This window comes from Streptomyces sp. NPDC104381, assembly GCF_055583745.1.
Map to the genome: position 1 here is coordinate 589628 of NZ_JBVJNK010000002.1, position 19171 is coordinate 608798.

Here is a 19171-nt window from a genome sequence, read left to right on the forward strand (position 1 = left end):
ACCTTAAACGAGACGATACGTCTCGTCCACTGTTTTGCGCGGGCCGGCCCGCCGCCGGTTCAGCGCTGGTAGCGGTCCAGCACCCGGTTACCGTCGTCGACCAGGCGTTTCCTCAGCTCCTCGGTGTCGATGGCCCCGCTGTAGTACTCCTGGAGGGCGGGCGTGGCGACCTTGTCCTTCCACTCGGGATAGCCGCGCACCGACTGCGCGGGCGCGGGGCGCAGCTCCCGGGCGAGCGCCGTGCCGGTCGCCCAGCCGTTCTCCTCGGTGTGCAGCGCGGGATCGGCCAGCGCCTCGGTGCCGGTCGGCAGCATCCAGTCCCCCTTGGCCAGCCGCACCATGTTGGCCGGGCGCAGCAGGAAGTCGATGAACCGCGCGGCCTCCTCCTTGTGCGGGCTGTCCTCGGCGACCGAGAGGGTCTGGGGGCTGACCCCCTGGGCGAGGCCCCCGCTGCCGGCCGGGGTCGGCAGCACCGTCCACCCGAAGCCCTCGGGGGCCTGCTCGACGACCTGCTGGCGGTAGGAGAAGCCGAGCGGGACCATGGCGTACGTGCCGCCGAAGAAGCCGGGGAGCGTGTCCGACCCTCCCATGCCGAGGGACGGACGCGCGGCGCTGTGATCGGCGTCGACCTGGTCGCGGACCGTGCGGGGCATGACCAGGTCGCCCGCGTCGGACCGGATGGTCACCTTGCCGTCAGCGCCCCGGTGGAAGAGCTGCCCGCCGGCGGAGAGGCCCAGGTTGAGGGTGACGGAGACCGGCTCCTTGAGCGGCCAGGCGACCCCGTACCTCCCCTTCTGCGTCAGCTCCGCGGTGACCTCGCGGAATTCGGGCCAGCTCCAGGGTTTCTCCGGGGTCGGGATCCGGACGCCCGAGGCGGCGAGGATCTTCGTGTTGGCGATGAGGACCTTGGGCTCCTGGAGGAAGGGGACCCCGTAGACGCCGCCGTCGAAGGTGGTGGTCTCCCACGACCGGCGCGGGATGTCCCGGGTCAGCCGGTCCGGCAGCAGCTCTTGCAGATCGGCGAGGTATCCGCCGTACGCGAAGTCCGCGAGGTCGTCGGAGGCGTCGTGGATGATGTCGGGCGCCTCGCCGCCCTCGAAGGAGGTGAGCAGCTGGTCGTGGACGTTGTCCCAGCTGCCCTGGACGTAGTCCACCTGGATGTCCGGGTGGGCGGCGTTCCACTCGCGTACGAGCTGCTTGTTGGCGTCGACGGACTCCTTCTGCCAGGCCAGCGACTGGAAGCTGAGCCGGATCGTGCCGTCGGCGTCCGTGCCGTCGTCCCCTCCCGAGCAGCCGGTCAGCAGGAGGGCGAGCGCGGTGGCCGTCGCGGCGAGCGCGGGCAGGCGGCGGCGCATCAGTGCTTCACCGCCCCGGCGGTCAGGCCGCCCGTGATGCGCTTCTGGATGATCGCGAAGAGCACGAGGGAGGGGAGGGTGGCGAGGAACGCGGCGGCGGCGAGCGGGCCGAGATCGGCCACCCCCTCCGCGCCGAGGAAGTGGGTGAGGACGACCGGCAAGGTCTGCTTCTCCGGGGTCTTGAGCAGGACGAGCGCGAAGAAGAACTCGTTCCATGCGGTGATGAACGCGAAGAGCGCGGTGGCGACGATCCCCGGGGCCAGCAGCGGCGCGGTGACCGAGACGAGGATCCGTCCCCTCCCCGCGCCGTCGACCGCGGCGGCCTCCTCCAGCTCGGGCGGCACGGCCCGGACGTATCCGGCGAGCATCCAGAGCGCGAAGGGGAGCGACCAGACGACGTACACCAGGATCAGCCCCCACAGCGAGTTGATCAGGTGCAGGTACTTGAGGACCAGGAAGAGCGGGATGATCACCAGCACGAAGGGGAACGCCTGGCTGACCACGACCCATCCGGTGGCGGCCGTGGAGAGCCGTCCGCGGTGGCGGGCCATCACATAGGCCATGGGGGTGGCGATGACCACGGCGATCAGGGCGGCGCAGACCGCCGCGGTGAGCGAGTTCGCGGCGGCCCTGAGCAGCGGCTGCTCGTCGAAGGCCTGCCGGAAGTTGTCCAGCGTCGGGTCCTGGGGGATCCACGTGGGGTGCAGCGAGCCGAGCTCACGGGCCGGCTTGAACGCGGTGGAGATCAGCCAGAGGAAGGGGAACGCCAGGAAGACGAGGTAGCACAGGAGCGCGGTGTACTGCCCGGCGCGCGCGGTTCCGCCCGTACGGAGGCTCATGCGTCCTCGCCTCCCCTGAGCCGGCCGACGAGGTACACGGCGAGGAGCACCGAGATGACGGCGACCATCACGCATCCCATGGCGGCGGCGTAGCCGAACTGTCCGTAGCGGAACGCCTCCTCGTAGGCGAAGAGCATCGGCAGCCGGGTGCGTCCGCCGGGTCCGCCGCTGGTCAGGACGTAGACCAGGGCGAAGGAGTTGAAGTTCCAGATGAAGTTGAGCGCGCTGATCGCGAGTGCCACCGGCCTGATCGCCGGCCAGGTGACGGTACGGAAGCGGCGCCAGGCCCCGGCGCCGTCGAGGGCGGCCGCCTCGTGCAGTTCGTCCGGGGTGTTCTGCAGACCGGCGAGCAGCGCCACGGCCGTCTGCGGCATACCGGCCCAGACGCCGACGACGATCACGGCGGGCAGCGCGGTGGCGAGCCCGGTCAGCCAGTCCCTGCCGTCACCGAGGCCCAGGTCCCGGACGGTCTCGTTGAGGATGCCCGCGTCGGGGTTGTAGACCAGGCGCCACATGATGCCGACGACGACCTCGGGCATGGCCCAGGGAACGATCGCCAACGCCCGGGCGAGCCAGCGCATCCGCAGGTTCGCGTTGAGCAGCAGGGCGAGGCCGAGGGCGAGCACGAACTGCGGGACCGTGACCCCGACCGCCCACAGCAGGCCGATCCGGAAGGAGTCCCAGAACAGGGTGTCGTGCAGCAGGTCCTGGAAGTTGAGTACGCCGATCCACTGGGTGGAGCGGGTGCGGCCCGACTGCGCGTCGGTGAAGGCCAGCAGGATGCCGTACAGCAGCGGGCCGACGCTCAGGATGAGGATCGGGATCAGCGCGGGCAGCACCAGGAACCAGGTGGCGCCGTCCCGCCGACGGCTCCCGCCCCCTCCGCCGGGTGGGCGCGTGCGCCCGGACCGCCTCGTTGCGGTCGCCAGTGTCATGAATTCGACCCCTTGTCATCCTTGGATCGGTTTCATCCCCGTATGGCCGACCGGGCGGCCCCCGTCATCGTGCTGACGGGCCGCCCGTTCGTCAAGGTGGCCTGCGAGGATGAGAAAATCGGGGCCATGGACGAGATGCGCGCACGCGAGGTACTGACGGCCGCCGGACTGCCCTCCGGTGCGGAGCTCCTCGCGCTGGGCGAGAACGCGGTGTTCGCCGTCGACGGCCTCGTGGCCAAGGTCGGCCGGAACGCCACCCACCACCCGGAGCTGCGGGAGCGGGCCGAGCGCGAGGTGGCCGTCGCCCGGTGGCTGGCCGACGCGGGCGTACCCGCCGTACGGGCCGCGGAGCCGGAGGCACGTCTGGTGGAGGGCCACCCGGTGACCCTGTGGCAGCGGCTTCCCGACGCCGTGCGGCCGACCGAACCGCGCGATCTGGCCCCGCTGCTCACCCGGGTCCACGCGCTGCCCGCACCCCGGGACTTCACGCTGCCGAGGCGCGAGCTGCTGGGCGGTGTCGAGCGCTGGCTGCGGCTCGCGGGTGACGCGATCGACCCGGCGGACGCCGACTATCTGCGCGGCCGGCGCGACGGCTTCGCGAAGGCGGCGGCGGCCCTCGCCCCGCACCTGCCGCCGGGACCCGTTCACGGTGACGCGCTCCCCCGCAACGTCCATGTCGGCCCGGACGGACCGGTCCTGGTCGACCTGGAGACCTTCTCCTGCGACCTGCGCGAGCACGACCTGGTGGTCCTGGCGCTCTCCCGCGACCGGTACGGCCTGCCCGCCGAGGCCTACGACGCGTTCACCGAGGCGTACGGCTGGGACGTACGCGCGTGGGAAGGGTGCGCGGTGCTGCGTGGCGCCCGCGAGACGGCCAGCTGCGCCTGGGTCTCCCAGCACGCCCCGGCGAACCCGAAGGCGCTGGCGGAATTCCGGCGCCGGGTGGCGTCCCTGCGCGAGGACGACCCCGAGGTGCGCTGGTACCCGTTCTGAAGGGGCCGGGCCGCACGGGAGCACGAGGTCCGCGCCGGGCCGACGCGTATGCTGCCGACTGTTTGCCCCGATCCGGCCGGAGCACCGTCCGAACGGCGGACCAGGAACACAGAGGAGCTTGTCATGACCATACCCCGACTGCCCATGGTGGCATGGAGCCTCGCGACGGTGGCGGCCGGTGCGCTCCTCGTCGGCTGCTCGGGCTCGGTGTCCATCGGGAACGTGGAACCGAAGAAGTCCGCCGGTGCCGGATCCGAGGGGTCCGACGGGACCTCCACGCCGAAGGTGTCCGCGACCCAGCTGGGCGACACGGTGGCGGAGAAGCTCGCCGCCACCACGGGCCAGCCGAAGCCGGACGTCACCTGCCCCGACGACCTGGTCGGCAAGGTCGGCACCACCACCCGCTGCACGCTGGAGGCCGCCGACGGCAGCACCCTGGGTGTCACGGTCACCGTCACCGCGGTCGACGGCGACAAGATCGACTACGACATCAAGGCCGACGACACCCCCACCCCGGCCCCCAACTGACCCGGGACGATCCTTGGCTCATCGCATCCGGGGAATGAGCGGCCAGGCCGGCTCGACGACCGCCGCCGGATCCGCGGTGCGCCGCAGGTAGGCCTGCAGGGAGAGCGACTGCTCGGCCGCCGCACGCACCTGGAGGCCGTGCAGCTCCTCGGGCGCCATCACCCCGACGGGCTGGTGCTTCTCCCCCATGCGCCGCACCACACGGGCCGCGGCCACGGCGTCCGCCCTCGCGTCGTGCGCGTCCTCCAGGGACACCCCGTAGTGGGCGCACAGGGCGTGGAGGGCCCGCTTCCCCTTCCGGTACTTGTCGACGTGCTTGTCGATCACCAGAGGGTCGATGACGGGTGAGGGCGCGTCACCCAGGCGCTCGCTGACCGACTCGATCCCGTACCGCCGGCACTCGCGGTCGAGCAGGGACAGGTCGTACCGCGCGTTCATCACCACCAGCGGTGTCCCCGAGCGCAGCCCCTCGGCGACGGCCCGCGCGATCTCCTCGATCGCGGCCGCGGCCGGTGCCCCGTGCGCGCGGGCCCGTTCCGTCGAGATGCCGTGGATCGCCGACGCCTGCTCGGGTATGGCCACACCGGGATCCAGCAGCCAGGTCCGCTCGTGCGACACCGATCCATCGGCCTCGAGCCGGACGACGGCCGCCGTCACGATGCGGTCGGTCTCGACGTCCGTCCCCGTGGTCTCCAGGTCGAACGCCAGCAGCGGTCCGCTGATCCAGCTCATCCCGTACCTCCTCATTTGGTGCGTTCCCCCAAGTGATGACCACCTTCGCACGCACCACTGACAACGCCGGAAGGGGCGTCAGGAGACGGGCCTGGAGTCCGTCCAGACCGATTCGAACTCCTCGCGGTAGGTCTCGAAGAGGCCGTGCTCACTGTCCTGCCCCGACCTGACCACCGCACGCCCGCCGCCGCGCAGCACCAGCACGGGCGCCTCCATGCCGCGTGCGCGCCGCAGATACGGCTGGACGACCCCGACCGCGTCGGCCCCGTCCCCGTCCACCAGGTACGCCGTGAACCTCGGCGTCTCGTCGAAGACGTGGATCTGGAAGGCGCCCGGGTCGCGGAGCTTGGAGCGGACCCGGCGCATATGGAGGATGTTCATCTCCACGGAGCGGCTCAGCTCGCCCTTCTTGAGCCCCAGTTCGCGCTCGCGGCGCTTGACCGCGCTGCTCGCCGGGTTGATGAACAGCAGCCGGACCCGGCAGCCCGACTCGGCGAGGCGGACCAGCCGGCGCCCCGAGAAGTTCTGCGTGAGGAGGTTGAGCCCGATACCGATCGCGTCCAGCCGGCGCGCCCCGCCGAACAGGTCCTCGGCGGGCAGCTGGCGCTGCAGCCGCACCCGGTCGGGGTGGACGGAGACCACGTCGGCGTACCGGTCGCCGACCAGCTCCTCCACGGCGTCGACCGGCAGCCGCTCGGCGGACGGGACCGCCGCCCCGCTGCCGAGGATCTCCAGGAGCCGCGCGGAGGCGCGTTCGGCCTGCGCCAGCACGGCCTCGTTCAGCGCGCGGTTGCGGGAGACCACGTTGCGCGCGACCTCCAGCTCGTCCAGCGCGAGCTCCACCTCGCGGCGGTCGTCGAAGTACGGCTCGAAGCAGGGCCAGTGCTGGACCATCAGCTCCCGCAGCTGCGGGAGCGTGAGGAAGCTCAGGACGTTGTCGTCGGCCGGGTCCAGCAGATAGCCCTTGCGGCGGGAGACCTCCCGTACCGCGACGGCGCGCTGCACCCACTCCTGCCCCGCGGGACCCGCGGCGGCCACCACCCAGTCCTCGCCGTGCACCGGCTCGTAGATCGGCCGGATCACGGCGGAGACCACGGCGCGCAGCCGCTGTTCCACCAGATTCAGCCAGATGTACGCCCGCCCGGCGCGCTGGGCCCGCGTGCGGACCTCGTTCCAGGCGTCCGCTCCCCAGTTCAGATCGGCACCGATCTCCATGGGCTGTGCGAGGGAGACAGCGCCTGGCGGGGCATCGGTCGATTCCCCCTCGTGACCCGCGTCACCTGGGGGCAGCTCGAACCCTCCCGAGCTCACCCGTGTACCGCCTTCCACTCCCCCACCAACGATCAAGGAAGGGTACTCCGGTAGCGGGAGCCGGTGCAGCAGGATGCACAGGCTCCTCACTCAACTCCCCTGTGCGGCAGGCTCGTTCCTTGCGGTGAGATCGGGTGGAGTGAGATGGTTCATAGTGATTGCGCACCCCCTCGCACGCCGCATACCGGACGGAGGAGCGACCCGGCGGCCCGGACCCCTGTCCGGGCGACACCGAGGTGTCCGGGGTTGACCGGCACGGCGGGATCACGCGACGGAACCCGGCCGCACCGGTCGACGTACTAGGTACAGGACCGTCTTTCGGGGAGTATCGGGGCGAAACCCCCCAGCACCCGGATCAGAAGTGGAAGAGTCCTATCTATGCAGGTCTGGCCGGGACACGCGTATCCCCTCGGCGCCACGTACGACGGCGCAGGAACCAACTTCGCGGTCTTCTCGGAGGCCGCCGACCGAATCGAGTTGTGCCTCCTGCACGACGACGGTTCAGAAACGGCGGTGGAACTCCGCGAGACCGACGCCTTCGTCCGTCATGCCTATCTGCCCGGGGTGATGCCGGGGCAGCGCTACGGCTTCCGGGTGCACGGACCGTACGAGCCGCAGCACGGACAGCGGTGCAACTCCGCGAAACTGCTCCTCGATCCGTACGCACGTGCGATCTCGGGGCAGATCCAGTGGGGCGAGGCCGTCTACGGCTACCCCTTCGGCAAACCGGACGAGCGCAACGACCTCGACTCGGCGCCGCACACGATGAGCTCCGTCGTGGTCAATCCGTACTTCGACTGGGGCGACGACCGCCGCCCCCGTACGGACTACCACCGCACGGTGATCTACGAGGCCCATGTGAAGGGCCTGACGATGCTCCATCCGGGCCTGCCCGAGGAGCTGCGCGGCACGTACGCGGGGCTGGCGCACCCCGAGATCATCGCGCATCTGACCGAGCTGGGCGTCACGGCGATCGAGCTGATGCCGGTGCACCAGTTCGTCCAGGACCACCGGCTCGCCGACGCCGGGCTGGCCAACTACTGGGGCTACAACACCATCGGCTTCTTCGCCCCGCACAACGCGTACGCCTCCTGGGGCGACCGCGGTGAGCAGGTGCTGGAGTTCAAGCAGGCGGTGAAGGCGCTGCACCAGGCGGGCATCGAGGTGATCCTCGACGTGGTCTACAACCACACGGCCGAGGGCAACCACCTCGGTCCGACGCTCTCCTTCCGGGGCCTGGACAACGCCTCGTACTACCGGCTCGCGGACGACCAGAAGTACTACATGGACACCACCGGCACGGGGAACTCCCTGCTGATGCGGTCGCCGCACGTCCTCCAGCTGATCATGGACTCCCTGCGGTACTGGGTGACCGAGATGCATGTGGACGGCTTCCGCTTCGACCTCGCGGCGACCCTGGCGCGCCAGTTCCACGAGGTGGACCGGCTGTCCTCGTTCTTCGACCTGGTGCAGCAGGACCCGGTGGTCAGCCAGGTGAAGCTGATCGCCGAGCCCTGGGACGTGGGCGAGGGCGGCTACCAGGTGGGGAACTTCCCGCCGCTGTGGACCGAGTGGAACGGCAAGTACCGGGACACGGTGCGGGACCTCTGGCGGGGTGAGCCACGGACCCTCGCGGAGTTCGCCGGGCGCCTCACCGGCTCCTCGGACCTGTACCAGGACGACGGCAGGCGCCCGCTGGCCTCGATCAACTTCACCACCTGCCACGACGGCTTCACGCTGCATGACCTGGTCTCGTACAACGACAAGCGCAACGACGCCAACGGCGAGGGCAACCGGGACGGCGAGAGCCACAACCGCTCGTGGAACTGCGGGGCGGAGGGGGAGACCGACGACAAGGAGGTCCTGGAGCTGCGCAGCCGTCAGATGCGCAACTTCATCGCCACGCTGATGCTCTCCCAGGGTGTGCCCATGCTGAGCCACGGCGACGAGTTCGCCCGGACGCAGCGGGGCAACAACAACGGCTACTGCCAGGACAACGAGCTCTCCTGGGTGCACTGGCCCGATCCGGCGGCCGCCTCGCGCGCCGAGGACGGCGAGGAGGACTCCGGCGGTACGGACACGAGCCTGCTGGAGTTCACCCGGGCCATGGTCTGGCTGCGCCGCGACCACCCGGTCTTCCGCCGCAGACGCTTCTTCCACGGCCGTCCGGTGGAGGGCACGCACGACGAGCTGTCGGACATCGCGTGGTTCACCCCCAGGGGGGACGAGATGACGCAGCGGGACTGGCAGGCGGCGCACGCGAAGGCCATGACGGTCTTCCTGAACGGGCACGCCATCTCGGAGCCGGGGCCGCGCGGTGAGCGGATCTCCGACGACTCGTTCCTGCTCATGTTCAACGCGGGCGCCGAGACGCTGGAGTTCGCCGTTCCGATGAACCACGGCAAGCAGTGGCAGGTCGTCGTGGACACGGCAATCCCGGACGGGGTGCCGCCGGGGGCCGGGCCCAAGGTCTCGGCGGGCGAGCGGGTGACGCTCGTCGGGCGGAGCCTGACGGTGCTCAAGCGGCCGGCGTAGGCCGCCCGGGTGACCGGACCGGCCGGGCGGGCGCGCCCGGACGGTCCGGGTGGCGCAGGAGGTGGGAGAGAGGCCTCCGGCTGGGTACGTACGAGTCCATGACGCCCACCGCCACGTACCGGCTGCAGCTCCAACCGGACTTCCCGTTCGCCGCCGCCGCGGACGCCGTGCCGTACCTCGCCGAGCTCGGCGTCTCCCATCTGCACCTGTCGCCCGTCCTGGAGGCCGTGCCGGGGTCCGGGCACGGCTACGACGTCGTCGACCACAGCACGGTGCGCGCCGAGTTCGGCGGCGAGGAGGGCCTGCGGGAGCTGGCCCGGACGGCGCACGCCCATGGGCTCGGGCTGATCCTGGACATCGTGCCCAACCACATGGCCGCCGCGCCCCGGCACAACCTGCCGCTGTGGGAGGTGCTGCGCGAGGGCCCGGAGTCCCCGTACGCCCGCTGGTTCGACATCGACTGGGCGGCGGGCGGCGGCAAGGTGCTGCTGCCGGTGCTGGCGGGGCGCGTCGGCGAGGAGAGCGCCGGCTTCGAACCGGGCACCCGGGAGGACGGCACGCCGGTGCTCCGCCACGGCGATCTGGAGTTCCCGCTGCGCGCGGGTACGGAGGACCTCGCGCTGCCGGAGCTGCTGGCCGCCCAGCACTACCGGCTCGCCTGGTGGCGGCTGGCCAGGACGGAGCTGAACTACCGGCGGTTCTTCACCATCTCCGACCTGATCGGCGTCCGGGTGGAGCACCCCGAGGTGTTCGCCGCCACCCACGGCAAGATCCTCGAACTGGTCCGCGACGGGGTCGTCGACGGGCTGCGCATCGACCACCCGGACGGGCTGGCCGACCCCGCCGCGTATCTGGGGGAGTTGGGCGACGCCACCGGCGGGCGGTGGACGGTGGTGGAGAAGATCCTCACCGGTGACGAGGCCCTGCCCGCCGGCTGGGCGGTGGCGGGCACCACCGGCTACGACGCGCTGCACCGGATCGACGGCCTGTTCACCGACCCGACGGGCGCGGCGGACCTGCTAGGCCGCTACCGGGACTTCGCGGGCCCTCCCGGGGACCGCGGCGGCTACTGGACCGCGACCGTCCGCCGTGCGGCGTACCGGGTGGTCACCCATGAGCTGGCCGCCGAGACGGAGTGGCTGACCCGTCTGGCCGTCGAGGTGTGCGCCGGGGACACGGCACTGCACGACCACGCGCCGTGGGCGCTCCACACCGCGTTGCGCGAGCTGCTGGTGCGGGTGCCCGTCTACCGGCCGTACGTGACCGCGGGCGGCCCGCTCACCGAGATCGCGGAGTCGACGCTCCCGGCCGAGGCGGTGCGGGACGCCAAGGCGGTGTTCCCGGTCCCCCAGGAGGCGGAGGCCGTCGACGTGGTGCGGGACCTGGCGCTGGGCCGGCTGGGCGACGGGCCGGCGCACGCGGCGTTCTGCGCCCGGTTCGCGCAGACGGCGTCCGCGCTGCACGCCAAGTCGGTGGAGGACACCGCGTTCTACCGCTACGTCCCGCTGATCTCGGCGACCGAGGTGGGCGGCGACCCGGGCCGGCCGGCGGTGGCTCCGGAGGAGTTCCACGCCTTCTGCGCGAGGATCGCACGGGACTGGCCGGCGACCGGCACGGTGCTGACCACCCATGACACCAAGCGCAGCGGGGATCTACGGGCCAGGATCGCGGTCCTTTCCGAGTGCCCCGAGCGCTGGTCCGCGCTGGTGGCGCAGCTGTCGAGGTCCGCGTCCGCGCCGGCCCCGGATCCGCAGCTGGCCTGGCAGGCCTGGCAGTCGGCGTACGGCTGCGTGGGCCTGCCCGCCGGGGAGATGGCGGGCAGGCTGGAGCCCGCCCTGCTGAAGTCCGTGCGGGAGGCGGGGCTTTTCACCAGCTGGACGGAGCCGGATCCCGCGTACGAGCGGGCGGTGACCGACTTCGTGGCGTCCGGTCCCGGCAGCGACGCGGGCGAGGCCCGCACGCTGCTGGCCAGGTTCGCGGACACGCTCGCGCCGTTCGTGCGGGCCAACGTGCTGGGGGCCGCGCTGGTGCACCTCACGATGCCCGGCGTGCCCGATCTGTACCAGGGCACGGAGCGGGAGTACATCGCGCTGGTCGACCCGGACAACCGGCGGCCGTTCCGCCGGCCGCCCTCCCCGGACACCGACGAGAAGGCCGCGCTGACGACGACGGCGCTGCGCCTGCGCCGGGAGCGCCCGGAGCTCTTCGGCGAGTCGGCCACGTACACCCCGCTGGCGGCGCGGGGCCCAGCGGCCGCGCACTGCCTGGCGTTCGGCCGGTCCGGTGAGGTGGTCACGGCGGTGACCCGGCTGTCGCTCAGGCTGGCGGAGGAGGGCGGCTGGCGCGATACGGAGCTGGCGCTGCCCGACGAGGGCCCGTGGGCCGATCTCCTGTCGGACGGGCGGGAGTTCAGGGGCCCGGTGGTCCCGGTGGCGGGGCTCTTCGCGGACCGGCCGGTGGCGTTGCTGGTGAGGGCGGGGCGCTGAGCGGGCCGCCCGCTCAGGACGGGGGCATCGGCAGCGACGCGATGAGCCGGAAGGACATCCGGCCGAAGCTGACCTGGTCGCCGTCGCGCACCACGACCGCGCCGACGACCCGCTGGCCGTTGACGCAGGTGCCGTTTGTCGAGCCCAGGTCGCGCAGGATCCACCGGCTGCCCTGGGCGGTCAGTTCGGCGTGCAGCCGCGACACCGTCTCGTGGCTGAGCCGGAGCCCGTTGCCCGGGTCGCGGCCGATGCGCAGCGGGTGCGGGCCGGGCAGCGGGAGCAGGAGTTTGGGGAGCCGCTCGGACTGCCAGGCCCGGCGCACCCGGGCGGGGAAGGCGGAGACCCCGCCCACCGCGCGGAACAGTCCGCGGGACCAGCGCCCGTCCCGTTCCAGGTCGGAGGTGAGCGCCTTCAGCTCCTCCGGACGCCGGGCGGTCAGGGCCAGTTCCATGCGGCGGAGGAAGGTGTCGTGGGAGAGCTTGCCCTGTGCGGCGCCGTCTCTGAGCACACCGAGTACACGGTCGCGCTCGGCGTCCGAGAGCCGCGCGGGATACGTGGAGGACTCGAAGGAGGACGTCACAGCACCGATTGTCCGTCCGAGGGGCCCGAGGTGTCCAGACGATGCCCGTTTCCGGCCTTCCTGACCTGCGCGGCAGGGGGCGGGTGCGGCGGGAAAATACCGCTCGCCGGACGCCGGGGAGTTGTTAGGGTCACGCGCTGCCGCCTTCGGAGGCGGCGTACACGTCGAGGAGACCCTGTGACATCTGCACCATCGGAACTGACCGTCCGTCCGCTCACCGGAGCGGACGAACTCGGTCTCTTCCAGCGGCTTTCCTATGTGCTCGACCATGAGCTCGCCGATGACCTCGCGGCGGGGCGCCGCCGCCCCGAGTGGATGTGGGTGGCGCTGCGCGGCGACCGTGTGGTGGCACGGATCGCCTGGTGGACGGGCGAGAGGGGCGGCGCTCCCCAGCTCCTGGACTTCTTCGACCTGGACGACACCCTGCCGGAGCCGGAGCGCGGCGCGATCGGGCTGGAGCTGGTGGAGCGGGCGACCGCCGCCGTCGTCCCCGCCGGGTCGGCCCGCCCGGAGTACGGCCGTTACATCCCGCCGGACTGGCGCGAGGACCCCGCCGCGCGCGAGGTCGTGGAGGCCCGGATACGGGTCATGGAGGCGAGCGGGGCCCGGCTGCTGGTGGAGCGGCTGCGCCTGGAATGGCGGGCCGGCACGCCGGTCCCCGAGGACTCGGGCCGGCTGGTCCACCGCCGGGTCACCGGACGCGAGGACCTCCTCGCGCTGATGACCCCGGTGATGGAAGGCACCCTGGACGCGCACGGCCGGCAGGACCTGGCGTCCGGGCTGAGTGCCCGCGAGGCCGCGGAGAAGCAGTACGACGAGGAGTTCGCCGGTCTCCGGACGCCCCAGGAGTGGTGGCGGATCGCGGAGCTGCCGGACGGGGAGCCGGTCGGCTTCGTCGTTCCGGCGCGCAACAACTACCACCCGATGATCGCCTACATCGGGGTGCTGCCGGCGCACCGGGGGCGCGGCTACATCGACGACATCCTCGCCGAGGGCACCCGGGTGCTGGCCGCGCAGGACGTGGAGCGCATCAGGGCGGCGACCGATCTCGGCAACGTCCCCATGGCGAAGTCGTTCGCGCGCCTGGGTTACGTCAACTTCGAGCGCGCCTTCGACATGGTGTGGGACCAGCCCTGACGGGCCGTGGAAAATCGGTGGGCCCCGACGTGCCCGCCCCACAACCGGGCCGGCCACCGCATCACCCAGGAGCGCGTTCCCCCGGGGTGGGCGCCGACGCCCCCGACCCGCCCGTCCGCTGGGCGCGGATCAGGTCGCGGTACCACGCGTAGGACTCCTTGGGGGTCCTGCGCAGGGTCTCGTAATCGATGTGGACCAGGCCGAAGCGCTTGCTGGCGCCCTCGGTCCACTCGACGTTGTCGGTGAGCGACCAGGTGAAGTAGCCGCGTACGTCGACTCCCGCGTCGATGGCCGTACGCAGCGCCTCCAGGTGCCCTTCCAGGAAGGCGATGCGGCGGCCGTCGGCGACGGGTTCGTCGACGGCGCAGCCGTTCTCCGTGATGTAGACGGGCGGCAGCCGGTCGCCGAAGCGGTCCCGCAGCTGGCCCAGGGTCTCGGCGAGCCCTTCGGGGACGACGGGCCAGCCGAAGTCGGTGGTGTCGTAGCCCTCGATCTCCCGGATCCCGAAGGGGAGCCCGGCCGGCATCGCGTACCCGGAGAAGGAGTCGAGCGCCTCGGGCCTGGGGGCGCCGACGAGGGTCGGGTTGTAGTAGTTGACGCCGTACCAGTCGAGGGGTGTGGAGATGACCTTGAGGTCGTCCTCGACCGGGCCCGGCATGAGCGGGGCGAAGCCGTCGTCGGGGTAGCGGCCGGTGAGGACCGGGTCGGCGAAGAGCCAGTTGGTCAGGGTGTCGTAGATCTCCGCGCCCGCCCGGTCCTCGTCGGAGTCCCCGGCCGGCCAGACCGGGGTGTGCGAGAGCGCGATGCCGATGTTGCCCGCACCCGCCGCGCGCAGCGCCCGTACGGCCAGTCCGTGCGCCAGCAGCTGGTGGTGGGCGGCCGGCAGCGCGTCGAAGAGCAGCGTGCGGCCGGGGGCGTGCTCGCCGAGGGCGTAGCCGAGCATCGTGACCTCGGCCGGTTCGTTGATGGTGATCCACATGGGGACCCGGTCGGCGAGCCGCTCGGCGACGATCCCCGCGTACTCGGCGAAGCGGTAGGCGGTGTCCCGGTTGAGCCAGCCGCCCGCCTCGTCCAGCGGGAGCGGGGTGTCCCAGTGGTAGAGGGTCGGGGCCGGGGTGATGCCGTGGGCGCAGAGCTCGTCGACGAGCCGGTCGTAGAAGTCCAGGCCGGCGGGGTTGAGCGAGCCGCTGCCGCCGGGGACGACCCGGGGCCAGCTGATGGAGAAGCGGAACGCGTCCGCCCCGAGTCCCGCGAGCAGGGCGACGTCCTCGCGGTAGTGCTCGTGGAAGCCGGTGCCGCGCGTGGTGTCGGTGCCGTCCTTGATCCGGCCGGGCTGCGCGGCGAAGGCGTCCCAGCCGGAGGGCCCCTTGCCGTCGGTGTCGAAGGCTCCCTCCGTCTGGAAAGCGGAGGCGGAGGCGCCCCACAGGAAGCCGGGTGGGAAGGTCGGCACGGTCATCTCGGCCTCCAGCAGCCGTAAGAGGGACCTTGTGGTACTGCCCGGGCTCGCCGCGTATGAGCGGAACCCGGCAGGGCAATGATCAGGACCAGACCCTAATCGGCAGTCGCGTGCCCGCTCCAGTGTCCGGGGGTCGTGGGTGCGCACGGGGCCGGTCACGGGGCTCCGGCGAGCGTCAGGTCCTGGACGAGGAGTGGTGGATGCGGTTCGAGGTGTGGGCCCCCGAGGCCGGTTCGGTCGAGCTGTGCACGGCGGGCGGCCGGCAGCCCATGGAGGGCGACCCGCTGCGCGCGGGGCGGTGGACCGCGGAGGCCGGGGCGGCGGACGGGGACCGCTACGGGTTCTCGCTCGACGGCGGCCCCGTGCTGCCCGATCCGCGCTCCCGCCGCCAGCCGGACGGACCCGACGGCGAGAGCGCGGTGGTTGACCACGACGCGTACGCCTGGCGGACCGTCTGGGCCGGGCGGGGCCTGCCGGGCGCCGTCCTGTACGAGCTGCACGTCGGCACGTTCACGGAGGAGGGGACCTTCGGCGCGGCGGCGGAGCGGCTCGGCCGTCTCGTGGACCTCGGCATCACCCATGTGGAGCTGATGCCCGTCTGCCCGTTCCCGGGAACCCACGGCTGGGGGTACGAGGGAGTGTCGCTCTGGGCGGTGCACGAGCCGTACGGCGGTCCGGAGGGGCTGAAGCACTTTGTCGACACGGCGCACGGTCTGGGCCTCGCGGTCGTCCTGGACGTGGTCCACAACCATCTGGGCCCCTCGGGCAACCACCTTCCGGCGTTCGGCCCGTACTTCACGGACACGCACCACACCCCCTGGGGTTCGGCCGTCAACCTCGACGCCCCCGGATCGGACGAGGTACGCGACTACCTGCTGGGCAGCGCGCTCGCCTGGCTGCGCGACTACCGCCTCGACGGTCTGCGCCTGGACGCCGTCCACGCGCTGGCCGACGGCAGGGCGCTCACCTTCCTGGAGGAGCTCTCCACGGCCGTCGACGCCCTGGCCTCGGAGCTCGGCAGGCCGCTCGCGCTGATCGCGGAGTCCGACCTCTGCGACCCGAGGACGACCACGCCGCGCACCGAGGGCGGCATCGGGCTGCACGCCCAGTGGAACGACGACTTCCACCATGCCCTGCACACCGCGCTCACCGGCGAGTCCCAGGGGTACTACGCGGACTTCGCGACCGCCCCGCTGGCCGCCCTGTCCAAGACCGTGACCAAGGCGTTCTTCCACAACGGCACGTACTCCAGCTTCCGCGGCCGTACGCACGGCCGGCCCGTGGACGTCACCCGGACGCCCGCCCACCGCTTCGTCGGCTACGCCCAGACCCATGACCAGATCGGCAACCGCGCCCTCGGCGACCGGCTCGCCGCCGGGCTCTCCCCGGGGCTCCAGGCGTGCGCCGCGGCGCTCGTGCTCACCGGCCCGTTCGTCCCGATGCTCTTCATGGGCGAGGAGTGGGGCGCCCGTACCCCGTGGCAGTTCTTCACCGACCACACCGACCCCGGTCTCGCGGAGGCCGTGCGCAACGGGAGACGCCGGGAGTTCGCGGCGCACGGCTGGGCCGAGGAGGAGATCCCCGACCCGCAGGACCCGGCCACCCGGGACCGCTCCTGCCTCGACTGGAGCGAACCGGAGCGCGAGCCGCACGCCCGGCTGCTCGCCTGGTACCGCGAGCTGATCGCCCTGCGCCACGCCCTGCCGGACCTCTCCGACCCCGACCTGGCGTCGGTGAGGACGGCGTACGACGAGGAGGCCCGCTGGATCGCCTACCGGCGGGGCGATCTGCGGATCGCGGTCAACCTCTCGGCGGAGCCGGCCGCCATCCCGCTGGGTGCCGGACGGCACCGGACCGGCGGGGGCAGGGTGCTGGCGGCCTGGGAGCCGGCCGAGGCGCCGGGCGCCGACGGTGTGCTGCGCCTGCCTCCGGAGTCGTGCGTGCTGCTCGCCGACGACTGACACCGCGCCATCCGGACAACTCCCTTGCCTTCGTGTGCACTTCAACGTCTATGGTCCGGACCAAGGTCCGGACGGTCCGGACGGAGGGGGGGACCCATGGAGCAGCGATTCCTCGGCCGGTCGGGGCTGCGCGTCAGCGAACTGTGCCTCGGCACGATGACGTTCGGCCAGGACACCGACGAGACCGAGGCACACCGCGTACTCGACACCTTCACGGAGGCGGGCGGGACGTTCATCGACACCGCGGACGTCTACCAGCGGGGTGTCTCGGAGGAGATCATCGGCCGCTGGCTGAAGGGCCGCCGCCGCGACGAACTCGTCATCGCCACGAAGGTGTTCGGCACGATGGGTGAGGCGCCGAACGCGGGCGGGCTGAGCCGCAAGCACATCGTGCGGGCCGTGGAGGACAGCCTGCGGCGGCTCGGCACGGACCACATCGACCTCTACCAGACCCATGTCTGGGACGCGACGACTCCGGTGGAGGAGACCCTCGCGACGCTGGACACCCTGGTCAAGGCGGGGAAGGTCCGCTATCTCGGCGCGAGCAACCTCTCCGCGTCCCAGCTCCAGCGCTCCCAGGACCTGGCGCGCCGCAACGGCTGGGAGCCCTATGTCGCCCTCCAGCCGCTCTACAACCTGCTGGCGCGCGAGGTCGAGTGGGAGCTGGCCCCGGTGAGCCTGGCGGAGGGCGTCGGCATCATCCCCTGGAGCCCGCTCCAGGGAGGCTGGCTGACGGGCAAGTACCGGCGGGGCATGACCGCGGTGGAGCCCGGCACCCGCGAGGCCCGCTACCAGGAGGAGCTGGGCCGCGAGGCCTGGCGGGAGCGGGACGACGAGAAGACCTGGCGGGTCGTCGAGGCGGTCGTCGCCGCCGCCGAGGAGGCCGGGCGCACGCCGGCGCAGGTCGCCCTGCGCTGGCTGCTCGGACGCCCCGGCGTCACGGCCCCGATCGTGGGGGCGCGCACGGCCGCGCAGCTGACCGACAGCCTCGGCGCGGCGGGCTGGGAGCTGACGCCGGAACAGGCGGCCCGGCTGGACACGGCGAGCGAGCGCCCGCTGCCCTACCCGTACGACGTGCTGCACCGGTTCCGCGCCCGCGAGCCGCAGGACTGATCCGGGAGGCTGACGGTGGGGCCGGGGGCGGGAGGGCTACTCGACGATCGCCAGTTCGCGCGCGGTCGTGTTCAGCCGCCTGCCCCCGCTCTCCGTGACCGTGACGATGTCCTCGATACGGACGCCGAAGCGGCCCGGGAGGTAGATGCCCGGCTCCACGGAGAAGCACATACCGGGGACCAGCGGCTGTTCCTCGCCCTCGATCATGTAGGGCGGCTCGTGGGTGGTGACGCCGATGCCGTGGCCGGTGCGGTGGATGAAGCGTTCGCCGTAGCCGAACTCGGTGATGACGGCGCGGGCCGCCCGGTCCACGTCCTGGCAGGCCGCCCCGGGCCGCACGGCACGGCAGCCGGCCTCCTGCGCCTCCCGTACGACGTCGTGGACCCGCTGCTCCTCGGCGGTGGGTTCGCCGACATGGACCGTACGGGAGGTGTCGGAGCCGTAGCCGTGCTTCAGCCCGCCGAAGTCCAGGACGACCATGTCGCCCCGCTCGATGGTGCGGTCGCCCGCCTCGTGGTGCGGGTTGGCGCCGTTGGGGCCGGACCCCACCACGGTGAAGTCGACCTGCGAGTGGCCGTGTTCCCTGAGGAGCGCGGCCAGATCGGCGGCCACGTCGCTCTCCCGCCGGCCGGAGAAGCGGACCTTCAGGATCTGTTCGTACGTCGCGTCCGCTGCGGCCCCGGCCGCGGCGAGGCGTTCCAGCTCGGCCGCGTCCTTGACCGCCCGGAGCATGGGCAGGGCGTCGGTGAGCGAGGCGTAGGAGCTGTCGGGCAGTAGCTTGCGCAGGGCCAGCAGGTGCAGCGCCCAGGCGTTGTCGCTGATCCCGAACCGGCCCTTGGCGTGCAGCAGCCCGGCGGTCAGGGTGTACGGGTTCGCGGCGTCGGTCCAGTCCATCGGGGTGAGGGCGGGGGCGCCCGCCGCGCGTTCCGCGTCGGCCGCCTCCAGGGCCGGGACGACGAGGACGGGGTCGTGGCCGGCCCTGAGGACGAGGAGGGTGAGGCGCTCGGTGTCGGCGGTCGGCCGGTAGCCGGTGAGGTGGACCATGTCGGGGCCCGGCGCCACGAGGACGCCCGCCAGGCCGGCGGCTTCGGCGGCCTCGGCCGCGCGGGTCATCCGGGCCCGGTAGTCGTCGGCGGTGAAGGGCACGGGCTGGTCGGTGCTGGGCATGAGGACCTCCTGGCGGGGCGACGCGGCACACAGCATCCTGCCC

Annotated in this window: 15 protein-coding genes; 7 read left to right on the forward strand and 8 right to left on the reverse strand. The window is 72.3% G+C overall.

What is annotated here, in order from left to right; all coding sequences use genetic code 11:
- Positions 1-59: 59 nt before the first annotated feature.
- From ACZ607_RS07655 to ACZ607_RS07665, 3 genes are read right to left on the reverse strand one after another with little or no spacing between them, the layout of a single operon-like run.
- Entirely contained in the window at positions 60-1355 is a 1296-nt protein-coding gene (locus ACZ607_RS07655) for an ABC transporter substrate-binding protein (protein ID WP_469732781.1), read from the reverse strand.
- The gene (locus tag ACZ607_RS07660) at positions 1355-2194 is read right to left on the reverse strand and encodes a carbohydrate ABC transporter permease (protein WP_469732782.1); all 840 of its coding nucleotides are present in this window, start codon (positions 2192-2194) and stop codon (positions 1355-1357) included. Before ACZ607_RS07660 ends, ACZ607_RS07655 begins: the two co-directional genes overlap by 1 nt.
- Positions 2191-3129 (reverse strand): carbohydrate ABC transporter permease, encoded by a 939-nt coding sequence (locus ACZ607_RS07665; protein WP_469732784.1) that lies wholly within the window; start codon positions 3127-3129, stop codon positions 2191-2193. The genes ACZ607_RS07660 and ACZ607_RS07665 overlap by 4 nt, the downstream gene beginning before the upstream one ends.
- A gap of 126 nt (positions 3130-3255) precedes the next feature.
- Between ACZ607_RS07665 and ACZ607_RS07670 the strand changes: the two genes are divergently transcribed.
- Together ACZ607_RS07670 and ACZ607_RS07675 are read left to right on the forward strand one after the other, a co-directional pair.
- Positions 3256-4122 (forward strand): phosphotransferase enzyme family protein, encoded by an 867-nt coding sequence (locus ACZ607_RS07670; protein ID WP_469733418.1) that lies wholly within the window; start codon positions 3256-3258, stop codon positions 4120-4122.
- A gap of 123 nt (positions 4123-4245) precedes the next feature.
- Positions 4246-4650, forward strand: coding sequence for a DUF4333 domain-containing protein (locus tag ACZ607_RS07675; protein ID WP_469732786.1), 405 nt, complete (start codon positions 4246-4248; stop codon positions 4648-4650).
- Between the two features lie 18 nt (positions 4651-4668).
- Here ACZ607_RS07675 and ACZ607_RS07680 read toward each other — a convergent pair whose 3' ends face one another.
- Both ACZ607_RS07680 and ACZ607_RS07685 read right to left on the reverse strand, forming a co-directional pair.
- Positions 4669-5382 carry an exonuclease domain-containing protein gene (locus ACZ607_RS07680; RefSeq protein WP_469732788.1) on the reverse strand — a complete coding sequence of 238 codons (714 nt, stop codon included), beginning with the start codon at positions 5380-5382 and terminating at the stop codon, positions 4669-4671.
- 78 nt (positions 5383-5460) lie between these two features.
- A complete protein-coding gene (locus ACZ607_RS07685) occupies positions 5461-6693 on the reverse strand; it encodes an SAV2148 family HEPN domain-containing protein (protein ID WP_469732789.1) in 1233 nt (410 codons plus the stop codon).
- 378 nt (positions 6694-7071) lie between these two features.
- Between ACZ607_RS07685 and glgX the strand changes: the two genes are divergently transcribed.
- Together glgX and treY are read left to right on the forward strand one after the other, a co-directional pair.
- On the forward strand, positions 7072-9228 hold the full coding sequence (gene glgX, locus ACZ607_RS07690) for a glycogen debranching protein GlgX (protein WP_469732791.1): 2157 nt from the start codon (positions 7072-7074) through the stop codon (positions 9226-9228).
- Positions 9229-9326: 98 nt separating this feature from the next.
- A complete protein-coding gene (gene treY, locus ACZ607_RS07695; RefSeq protein ID WP_469732793.1) occupies positions 9327-11714 on the forward strand; it encodes a malto-oligosyltrehalose synthase in 2388 nt (795 codons plus the stop codon).
- A 13-nt stretch (positions 11715-11727) separates the two neighbouring features.
- On the opposite strand, the gene ACZ607_RS07700 is transcribed toward treY, so the two are convergent.
- Positions 11728-12294: a DUF1707 and FHA domain-containing protein gene (locus tag ACZ607_RS07700; RefSeq protein ID WP_469732795.1), complete on the reverse strand. Its 567-nt coding sequence runs from the start codon at positions 12292-12294 to the stop codon at positions 11728-11730.
- Between the two features lie 177 nt (positions 12295-12471).
- On the opposite strand from ACZ607_RS07700, the gene ACZ607_RS07705 reads away from it, so the two are divergent.
- Positions 12472-13431, forward strand: coding sequence for a GNAT family N-acetyltransferase (locus ACZ607_RS07705; RefSeq protein WP_469732797.1), 960 nt, complete (start codon positions 12472-12474; stop codon positions 13429-13431).
- Between the two features lie 61 nt (positions 13432-13492).
- On the opposite strand, the gene ACZ607_RS07710 is transcribed toward ACZ607_RS07705, so the two are convergent.
- The gene (locus ACZ607_RS07710) at positions 13493-14887 is read right to left on the reverse strand and encodes a GH1 family beta-glucosidase (protein WP_469732799.1); all 1395 of its coding nucleotides are present in this window, start codon (positions 14885-14887) and stop codon (positions 13493-13495) included.
- 200 nt (positions 14888-15087) lie between these two features.
- On the opposite strand from ACZ607_RS07710, the gene treZ reads away from it, so the two are divergent.
- On the forward strand, positions 15088-16848 hold the full coding sequence (gene treZ / locus ACZ607_RS07715) for a malto-oligosyltrehalose trehalohydrolase (RefSeq protein ID WP_469732801.1): 1761 nt from the start codon (positions 15088-15090) through the stop codon (positions 16846-16848).
- 96 nt (positions 16849-16944) lie between these two features.
- On the forward strand, positions 16945-17961 hold the full coding sequence (locus ACZ607_RS07720; RefSeq protein WP_469732803.1) for an aldo/keto reductase: 1017 nt from the start codon (positions 16945-16947) through the stop codon (positions 17959-17961).
- A 36-nt stretch (positions 17962-17997) separates the two neighbouring features.
- Here the strand turns inward: ACZ607_RS07720 and ACZ607_RS07725 are convergent, their stop codons facing one another.
- On the reverse strand, positions 17998-19128 hold the full coding sequence (locus tag ACZ607_RS07725) for a M24 family metallopeptidase (RefSeq protein WP_469732805.1): 1131 nt from the start codon (positions 19126-19128) through the stop codon (positions 17998-18000).
- Positions 19129-19171 lie beyond the last annotated feature (43 nt).